The organism is Streptomyces sp. NPDC056486, assembly GCF_042795295.1.
In the GTDB taxonomy this organism is placed as follows: domain Bacteria; phylum Actinomycetota; class Actinomycetes; order Streptomycetales; family Streptomycetaceae; genus Streptomyces.
Genome location: NZ_JBHTSF010000055.1, coordinates 45,078 through 53,820, shown reverse-complemented (window position 1 = coordinate 53,820; position 8,743 = coordinate 45,078). Strand labels below are relative to the sequence as shown.

Here is an 8,743-nt window from a genome sequence, read left to right as displayed (position 1 = left end):
GGGATCATCCGGCGGGACTCCTCCCGGCCAACAGGACGCGCGGAGTCGGGCACCTCAGGCGCCGGGGTGGTTCGCGCGGTCATGGCGGTTACTTCGGGTCGCGGTTGAACTGCGATGTCGACCAGCGGTAGCCGAGCACCGCGAGACCGACGCACCAGGCGATGGCGATCCAGCCGTTGTTGCCGATCTCGGTACCGAGGAGCAGGCCGCGCAGCGTTTCGATGGCCGGGGTGAAGGGCTGGTACTCGGCGATGGGCCGGAACCAGCCCGGCATGGTGTCGGCCGGGATGAAGGCGCTGGAGATGAGGGGGAGCAGGATCAACGGCTGCGCACTGTTGGCGGCCGCCTCGGCGTTCGGGCTGGCCATGCCCATCCCGACGGCGATCCAGGTGAGCGCCAGGGCGAAGAACAGGAGCAGCCCGAAGGCCGCCAGCCACTCCAGGGCGGTGGCGTCGGTGGAGCGGAAGCCGATCGCCACGGCGACGGCACCGACGAGGACCACACTGGCGATGCACTGCAGGACACTGCCGACGACGTGCCCGATGACCACGGAACCGCGGTGGACCGCCATCGTGCGGAAGCGGGCGACAAGTCCCTCGGCCATATCGGTGGAGACGGACACCGCGGCCCCGATCACGGTGCCACCGATGGTCATCATCAAAATGCCCGGGACGATGTAGGCGATGTAGTCGGAGCGGTCGGTGCCGCCGATGCCCGCGCTCATGACGTCGCCGAAGATGTAGACGAAGAGCAGCAGCAGCATGACCGGCGTGAGCAGCAGGTTCAGGGTGAGGGACGGATAGCGCCGGGCGTGCAGGAGGTTGCGGCGCAGCATCGTGGACGAGTCACGGACGGCGAGGGAGAAGGCGCTCATCGGACGGTCTCCTTGGGCTGGTTCGGCTCAGTGGACTGGTTCGGCTGGGTGGGGACGTGGGTGTTGTCGGTCAGGGCGAAGAACACGTCGTCGAGGTCGGGGGTGTGCACGGTGAGTTCGTCGGCCTCGATGCCTGCGGAGTCGAGCCAGTCGAGGATGGAGCGCAGTTCGCGCTGGGTGCCGTCGCTGGGGAGTTGGAGAGCGAGAGCCTCGTCATCGCGGGCGGCCTCGTGCAGGGCGGCGGCGGCCGACTGGTAGGCGGCCGGGTCGGAGAAGCGCAGCCGCACGTGTCCGCCGGGGATGAGCCGTTTGAGTTCTTCGGCGCTGCCTTCGGCGGCTATCTTGCCGTCGCTCAACACCGCGATGCGGTCGGCGAGTTGGTCGGCCTCCTCCAGGTACTGGGTGGTGAGGAAGACGGTGACGCCGTCGAGGACGAGTTCGCGGATGATGCCCCACATGTTGTGGCGGCTGCGGGGGTCGAGGCCGGTGGTGGGTTCGTCGAGGAAGATGATCCGGGGGTCGCCGACCAGGGTCATGGCGATGTCGAGGCGGCGTTTCATGCCGCCGGAGTAGGTGGAGGCGGGCTTCTTGGCGGCCTCGGTGAGGTCGAAGCGTTCAAGGAGTTCGGCGGCGACCCGCCGTCCTTCGGACTTGGACAGGTGGTGCAGGTCGGCCATCAGGAGCATGTTCTCCTCGCCGGTGATCAGGCCGTCGACGGCGGAGAACTGCCCGGTGACACCGATACCGGCCCGCACCGCCTGCGGGGCGACGGCCAGGTCGTGGCCGCCGACGCGCAGGTCACCGGCGTCGGCGGAGACGAGGGTGGAGAGGATTTTGACGGCGGTGGTCTTGCCGGCCCCGTTCGGGCCGAGCAGCGAGAAGACCGTGCCTTCCGGGACAGCGAGGTCTATGCCGTCCAGGACGGTCTTGTCGCCGTAAGCCTTGCGCAGCCCGTGCGCCGCGATGGCCAGGTTCGTCATGAGGAGTGCTCCTTCAAAGCTGCGAGGTTCAGAGGCTGCGGGCAGTGATGTCGCCGTAGGCCGTGGTCGCGTGGATGCTCAGGCCGCAGGCGGCACCGTCGGAGTTCTTCAGCGCGTTGTGGATCCGCCCGTTGGGGGTACCGGCGTCCAGCGAGGCGGAGACTCCGGCGGCGGCGCCGACTGAGATCTCGCCGTACCCGGTGCGCAGTGTGACCGTGCCGCGCGTCGCCTCGGCGATACGCAGGTCGCCCTTCTGGGTGCTGATCTCGGCCGGGCCGGTAAGGCGGCCGACCGAGACGTCGCCGGCCTGCAGGGTGAGACGGGCGCCCGCGGCCTCATCGAGCTCGACCGAGCCCTGCGCGCTCTCGAAGGCGACATCGCCGAGCTGTCCCACGCCCCGCAAGTCGGCGTCGGCCGCCCTCGCCTCGATGTGGGAGCCGACGGGCAGTTGGATGGTCACCTCTACGGATCCTGAGGGGCCGAAGACCTGGGATTTCGCTTCCGGCGCTGTAATCCGCAGCACCCCGTCGCCGTACTCCACCGTGGTCTGCCCGGCGGCCTTCACGTCGCGGCGCTCGGTCGCGTCGGCGGGCAGGACCTCGACCACGGTGTCGGCCCGGTCGGCGGCGATGAACTGGATCCGCCCGGCGGGGATGTCCATAACGGTGGCAATCGGGGAGGGGGTGTCGAACTCGTGCATTGTGCGCTCCTTCTCTTGTGGCGTCTGGGTCGTCCGGGGCGGGGCTCGTCCGGGAACGACAGCAACGCTAGGGCTGTTGCCATGAGCTTGGCAAGTACTTGCCAGAATAAATTGCCAATGCGGTCAGGGGGTCGGCTTCATGGATGGCAAGAGATTGTCCCGATGTGGGCAAGTGGGGTACGCTCGGCCGTGAAACGCCCCTTTGGACGTCGGGCGACGTCCCCGCTATCCGGGAGTTCGGACATGCTCGAGCAGCCAGTCTTCGGCCGCCGGCTCAGGCAACTGAGGACCGAGCACGGCCTGACGCTCGCCGCGCTCGCCGGGGAGGGCATGTCAGCCGGGTATCTGTCCCGGCTTGAGTCCGGCGCGCGCCAGCCCACCGAGCGGGCCGTCGCGCATTTGGCCACCCAGTTGGGCGTCACTCCGGCCGAACTCACTCAATCCACGGCGACCTCGCTCGCGCGGAGCCTGACGCTGGCCACCGGGCTGGGTCAGGACGAAGCAGGTCAGGCGCTCAGCGAAGCCCTGCAGGCTTCCGGGGGCGAGGATCCGCTGCTGCGCTGGCAGGCGCTCTGGCGAGTCGCCGAGTGGCGGCGGCGGCGCCAGGAGTACACCGAACAAGGCGTGTGCCTCGACGAACTTGTCGCGCTCAGCGCGGAGATCGGGCTGCCCGAGCTGCAGGCCAGGGCGGGGGCCGAGCTGGCCCGCTGCATGCGCAACACCGGCAAGACCGCCGCCGCCGTCGACACCGCGACCAACGCCTACGAGCTGGCGCGGCGCGAGGCTCTGCCCGCCCATGTGCAGATCTCGACGCTTCTTGCTCTGGTGTCGGCGCTGAGTGAGGCCGGTCGGGTCCCCGACGCCGTCCGTTACGCCGACGAGCTGCTCGCCCTGGCGCAGGAGGAGGGTTCAGGGCTGCGATGGGCGCAGGCGCTGTGGGCCGCGGCCGGCGCCCGTGCCCGTCAGGGTGATCGCGTCGCCGCGGCAGAACTGATGGACCAGGCGGTGGGCGGTTTCGACGGCCGGGACGACCTGACGGTGTGGGTGGGCCTGCGGGTCAATGCGGCCCGGCTCGATCTCATGGTCGATCCGCCGAGGACGGAGCGCGCCCAGCGGCGCGTCGAAGAAGTCCAGGCGGCGCTGCCGTTCGCGGGAACACCCGCCGTCGAGCAGGAGCTCATCGCGGTGCGCGCCCGTATCGCCGTCGTCACCTGCCGTCCCGACGAAGCACGCGCGCTCCTCGACCAACTGGCGCACTTCGACGACCTGTTGCCGTATCAGGAGCGGATCAGGCTCGATGTGCTGCGCAACCGCGTGCTGCTCCAGGAGGGGGAGCAGGCTTCGGCGCTCGCCGGGCTGCGGGAGCTCGCCGAGCAGGCACAGCAGAGCGGCAACATGGACCTGGCCGCGGAGATCTGGCGGCTGGTCGCCGAATCCCTGGCGAAGTAGGGCGAAGTAAGCGGGCGAGCGCGGGGGCACGCGGATACGAGTAAACGACGCAGACGTTCCTGCGGTCGTCGCTGCTCTGTCGTCGGCCGGGTTCATACCGACGGCCTCCGCCACGACGACCGCACGGAGCGGCACGTCGGAGCCACAGGGGGAGCGCGGCGGCCAGCATGATGACCTGGTGGCGGCAGAGAACGTGCAGTACACAGAAGACGGCCATTTCGTCATCATCAAGGGGCGGCGCTGGCGGGCCACTGACCCCCGCCTACCCCACGAAGTGGAGAAGAGCCTGACCCACCACCTGATGTCGGCCCGCCGGGCCGTGGGCGCCGCGGGCGACGACGAAGACGCACGGAAAGCGGCCCGAGCCCGCGTGCAGCTCGCAAAAACAGGACTGGGGGAGCGCGGCACGGCCTGGTGGGAACAGACCCTGGCCGAACGACGCCAACGCTGGAACGACTGCCTGCGCCAACTGGAAGAAGGGGAGCGTTCCTGACTGTTCCTGACTGCTCTTGACGACGCTGATCGGCCACGGCCACGGCCACCCACCGACCTATCCACTTACCCCTCCGCGCACTCCCTCACGTACGCATTGCGCGCGTCGATGAGCTTGCGCATGTATCGGCCGAGCGCCACCGCCTCCACGCCCGCTCCCAGCAGGCCGAACGGCGCCGCGAATTCGATCACGTCGCGCATCACCGTGCCCCCGCGCCCGTCCGGTGCGAAGTGGTGCGTGTGGTGCCACCGCTTGAACGGCCCGGCCACCTGCTCGTCCACGAATCTTCCGGGCCGCTCGTACGCACTGATGCGTGAGGTCATCCGCCACCGCACACCGAAGTGACGGGCCTCCCAAGTCACCGTGTCACCGAGCGTCATACGTCCGGCGCGGACGCCGCCGACGATCTGCTCCCCGGATTCGGCCATGGACGCGGTGTGCAGATCCACGTCCAACGACAGGTCGAAGACGGTCGCCGGAGACGCGGCGATGTGCGTGACGGTCTCGAAGCGCTTCATGCCGGGATGCTCGCACGAGCACTCGGACAGAGATCGACCGCCTGCCACGTTCACCGGCACGCCCGGCTGGGCGGAGGCGTCAAGGCCCGCCGGAACGACGGCAGGTGATCGTGCGTCAAAGGCCGTTGTCAGTGCCTCCCCATAGAGTGAAATCACTCGGGAAGCCCTCGGAGAAGGAGCAGAAACATGTCCGGCAACAGGATCCAGCACAAGGTGAATCACGTGGCGCTGGTAGTCGACTGTTCGGGTTCCATGCGTCCGCACCAGAACCAGCTTGTCCGTGTCGTGGACGAGTTCGTGGCGGGGTTGAAAGCCGAGTCGGACAGCCTCGGTCACGAGACCCGAATCAGCCTTTACTCCTTCGACCACCGGGTGGAGAACCTGGTTTGGGACATGGACGTGAAGCACCTGCCGTCCATGCGGGGTCTTTACCACGTCAACAATGGCGCTACGGCCCTTATTGAGGCCTCACTGAAGTCCCTGGACGACCTGGAACACATATGGGAGGAATACGGCGAGCACAGCTTCCTCCAGATAGTCGTGACGGACGGCGAGGAGAACGCCTCCGGCGGCGACAGGCGGCACGACGGCGACATGACCATCCTCGGACCCTGGCTCGACAAGATCGCGGCGAAGATGGGCGGGCTCCCGGGCCACTGGACCTCGGCGATCCTCGTTCCGAACTCCCTGGCCAAGCGGACGGCCCAGAACTACGGCTTCCCGGCCGGGAACATCGCCATCTGGGATGCGGATTCCCAGGAGGGCGTCGAGGAGGCAATAGGTACCGTGCGCGCGGCCGCCACCAGTTTCCTCCGGGCCCGCGAGCAGGGTGTGCGCGGCACGAAGAATCTGTTCGCCGTCGGCCAGGACATATCGATTGACGAAGTGCGGGCGAATCTCGAACCGATTCCGGCCGACATGTACCGGCTCCTCAAGGTCGACAAGGAGATCGAGATCCGCCCCTTCGTCGATTCACATCCGGGCGTGACGTACGAACGCGGTGCTTGCTACTACCAGTTGGGCGCCCGCGCTCAGGTCCAGCCGAACAAGGAAGTCATCGTGGTCGAGAAAGACACCGATCGCGCCTATACGGGAGACGCGGCGCGCAGCCTTCTGTTCGGTTCGGGTATTCAGGGGACCGTCTCGGTGAAGGCGGGCAACAATCCCAAGTTGGAGGTCTATGTGCAGAGTCGTTCGGTGAACAGGAAGCTCAAGCCGAAGACACGACTGCTCATCATGCTCTGAACGCTCAGCCTGCGTTGAGAATCAGCATGCGTTGAGAATCAGTGGGACACGGGTTCGGTGGACGTCACAACCGCCCGGCCCCCTCCTGCTCCTCGACGCGCCTGAGTGCCCCGCGCCGACGGGGGACCCGGCGCGGGGCGCGAGCTCAGTCGCGGGCCAGGACCACGACCGCGTTGTGGCCGCCGAAGCCGAAGGAGTTGCTGACGGCGACCGCCGAGGGCACGGGCCGGGCGGCGCCGGCGACCACGTCGATGTCGAGCGCCGGATCGGGGTCGGTCAGCCCCGCCGTGGGCGGGACGAGGTCCGCGCGCAGCGCCAGTACCGTCAGGGCGGCCTCGATCGCCCCGGCCGCGCCGAGGGTGTGGCCCAGGGCCCCCTTGGCAGAGGTGACGGGCGGCCGGTGCGGGAGGACCCGTGCCAGGACCGCCGCCTCCATCGCGTCGCCGCGCGGGGTGGACGTGCCGTGCGCGTTGACGTGGTCGACGTCGCCGGGGGCGATCCCGGCCTCGGCGAGCGCGGCACGCAGGGCCCGCTCGGCGTGCCGCCCCTCGGGATGCGGGGCCACCAGGTGGTGGGCGTCGCTGCTCGCCCCGTAGCCGATGAGCCGGGCGAGCCGGGGTGCCGAGCGGGCGGCCGCGTGTTCGGGCCGCTCCAGGATCAGGGCGCCCGCGCCCTCGGCGATGACGAAGCCGTCGCGGGCCGTGTCGAACGGGCGGGAGCACTGGTCGGACAGTGCCCGGAGCTGGGCGAAGCCGGTCACCATGAGGGGGGTGACGGCCGCGTCGGCACCGCAGACCACGGCGATGTCGCACTGGCCCGAGGCGAGCAGGTCACGGGCCGTGCCGAGGGCGGTGGCCCCCGAGGCACACGCGGTCGCGACGTTCAGGCTCGGCCCCGTCACGCCGAGGTGCAGGGCGATGGCGGCACACACCATGTTGGGCAGGTAGCCGGTCAGGAAGTACGGGGAGACGCTCTGCGGGCCGTCGGCGGCAAGGCGAGCCCCGGCAGCCCGCTGGGTGTGCATCCCGCCGACGGAGCAGCCGGTGACGACGGCGACGCGGGCCGGGTCCCACTCGGCGGGGTCGAGCTTGGCCGTGTCCAGGGCCTGCGCGACGGCGGCCAGGCCCATACGGGCGCCGGGATCGAGCTGCGCGGCGCCGGGCTGCCGCGGGCGAAGCGCGTCCACGGCGTCGACGCGGCAGCTCAGGGAGACCTGCAGGTCCCGCAGTTCCGGGTCGGTCCTGGCGGTCGCGCGGCCCTCACGGACCGCGGCCCAGGTGCTCTCCGTGTCGGCCCCCGCGGCGGTGCCCTGGCCGTTGCCGGCCACCGCGACGGCGGTGTCCCGCGTCATCCGGCGCGGCGCTCGTCGACGCGTGCGGAGAATTCGGCGAAGGTGAGCTCCCGCAGTTCGTCCTCGGTGGCGCTGACGCCAAGGTCGTCCTTGAGCGTGATGGCCATCTCGACGACCATCAGCGAGTCGGCGAGCAGGTCGGTCATGCGGGCATCGGCCCGGACGGCGGCCGGGTCGACCTCGAACTTGCCGACGAGCAGGCCGGTGATCAGATCCGCGGTCGCAGGTGACGCAGAGGTACTCATGGCTGGCCTTTCACTGGACGCCGCCCGGAATTCGGGCGCTAGTGAGAGAGACCACCTCAATGGCATCTTTAGGCTTGCAATGCCCCATTTTCAGCTGAAAGTGGGATCTTGTGACATATGTGAACAATATGAAAGATGTGCCAGAGGCGTGTGCGGGACCGTTGGATGAAGCCGGGGCCGACCTGCTGGACGGCGTACTGACCTGGCTGGCCGACGACTACCTCCGCGTCGAGGTCTCGGGCCTGGAGAATGTGCCGCGGTCCGGCCCCGCGCTCATGGTCGCCAACCACTCCGGCGCCTGGGGGCTCGACGCTTTCGTCCTGCACAAGCTTCTGCACCGGGAGCTGCGACGGCCGGTGCACTTCTACGCCTCCGCATCGGTCTTCCGGCTGCCGCCCCTCGCCGCGTACGCCCGTCGGCACGACGTCTTCACCGACGATCCGACCCTGGGCCGGGACCGTCTTGAGGCGGGGCACATCGTCGCTGTGTTCCCCGAGGGACTCGACGGGGTCGGCAAGCCGTTCTCGCAGCGCTACCGGATGCGGCCTTTCGGCCCCGGCTTCGCGGTCACCGCGGTGCAGACCGGCGTGCCGGTGGTACCCGTGTCGATCGTCGGCGCCGAGGAGACGTACCCGAAGCTCGGTGAGATCCGGGCCCTGGCCCGCCGGTTCGACCTGCCGTACTTCCCCCTCACCACGCCGCTGCCGCTGCCGGCGAAGTGGCGGATCAGCATCGGCGAGCCGGTCCCCGCCCCGGCCCGCGCCGCTTCCTACGCCGCCCGCTCGGCGGCGGCACGGCGGCTGAGCGACGAGGTCTGGTTCACCGTCCAGGGCATGGTCGACCGGGACAGGCACCGCCGGGTGTCACCGTTCTGGTAGAGACGTAGGC

10 protein-coding genes are annotated in these 8,743 nt (G+C 69.3%); 4 read left to right on the top strand and 6 right to left on the bottom strand.

Annotated elements, in window-relative coordinates:
* Positions 1-88 precede the first annotated feature (88 nt).
* Genes ACFQ7F_RS22470 through ACFQ7F_RS22460 form a run of 3 tightly spaced genes read right to left on the bottom strand, consistent with a single transcriptional unit; the run spans position 89 to position 2,554 of the window.
* Positions 89-874, bottom strand: a complete 786-nt coding sequence (locus ACFQ7F_RS22470) for an ABC transporter permease (protein WP_383273069.1) — start codon at positions 872-874, stop codon at positions 89-91.
* Entirely contained in the window at positions 871-1,854 is a 984-nt protein-coding gene (locus ACFQ7F_RS22465; RefSeq protein ID WP_383273066.1) for an ATP-binding cassette domain-containing protein, read from the bottom strand. Before ACFQ7F_RS22465 ends, ACFQ7F_RS22470 begins: the two co-directional genes overlap by 4 nt.
* A gap of 28 nt (positions 1,855-1,882) precedes the next feature.
* A complete protein-coding gene (locus tag ACFQ7F_RS22460) occupies positions 1,883-2,554 on the bottom strand; it encodes a DUF4097 family beta strand repeat-containing protein (protein WP_383273064.1) in 672 nt (223 codons plus the stop codon).
* A 243-nt stretch (positions 2,555-2,797) separates the two neighbouring features.
* Here ACFQ7F_RS22460 and ACFQ7F_RS22455 point away from each other — a divergent pair, with 243 nt between their 5' ends.
* Together ACFQ7F_RS22455 and ACFQ7F_RS22450 are read left to right on the top strand one after the other, a co-directional pair.
* A complete protein-coding gene (locus tag ACFQ7F_RS22455) occupies positions 2,798-4,003 on the top strand; it encodes a helix-turn-helix domain-containing protein (RefSeq protein ID WP_383273062.1) in 1,206 nt (401 codons plus the stop codon).
* A gap of 178 nt (positions 4,004-4,181) precedes the next feature.
* Positions 4,182-4,496, top strand: coding sequence for a hypothetical protein (locus tag ACFQ7F_RS22450; protein WP_383273060.1), 315 nt, complete (start codon positions 4,182-4,184; stop codon positions 4,494-4,496).
* Positions 4,497-4,561: 65 nt separating this feature from the next.
* Here ACFQ7F_RS22450 and ACFQ7F_RS22445 read toward each other — a convergent pair whose 3' ends face one another.
* Positions 4,562-5,014 (bottom strand): SRPBCC family protein, encoded by a 453-nt coding sequence (locus ACFQ7F_RS22445; RefSeq protein ID WP_383273058.1) that lies wholly within the window; start codon positions 5,012-5,014, stop codon positions 4,562-4,564.
* Between the two features lie 186 nt (positions 5,015-5,200).
* Here ACFQ7F_RS22445 and ACFQ7F_RS22440 point away from each other — a divergent pair, with 186 nt between their 5' ends.
* Positions 5,201-6,259, top strand: a complete 1,059-nt coding sequence (locus ACFQ7F_RS22440; RefSeq protein WP_383273056.1) for a VWA domain-containing protein — start codon at positions 5,201-5,203, stop codon at positions 6,257-6,259.
* Positions 6,260-6,404: 145 nt separating this feature from the next.
* On the opposite strand, the gene ACFQ7F_RS22435 is transcribed toward ACFQ7F_RS22440, so the two are convergent.
* Positions 6,405-7,610, bottom strand: coding sequence for a beta-ketoacyl-[acyl-carrier-protein] synthase family protein (locus tag ACFQ7F_RS22435; protein WP_383273054.1), 1,206 nt, complete (start codon positions 7,608-7,610; stop codon positions 6,405-6,407).
* A complete protein-coding gene (locus ACFQ7F_RS22430; RefSeq protein WP_383273052.1) occupies positions 7,607-7,855 on the bottom strand; it encodes an acyl carrier protein in 249 nt (82 codons plus the stop codon). Before ACFQ7F_RS22430 ends, ACFQ7F_RS22435 begins: the two co-directional genes overlap by 4 nt.
* Positions 7,856-8,016: 161 nt before the next feature.
* Here ACFQ7F_RS22430 and ACFQ7F_RS22425 point away from each other — a divergent pair, with 161 nt between their 5' ends.
* Positions 8,017-8,733, top strand: a complete 717-nt coding sequence (locus ACFQ7F_RS22425) for a 1-acyl-sn-glycerol-3-phosphate acyltransferase (protein ID WP_383273050.1) — start codon at positions 8,017-8,019, stop codon at positions 8,731-8,733.
* The last annotated feature ends 10 nt before the right edge of the window (positions 8,734-8,743 follow it).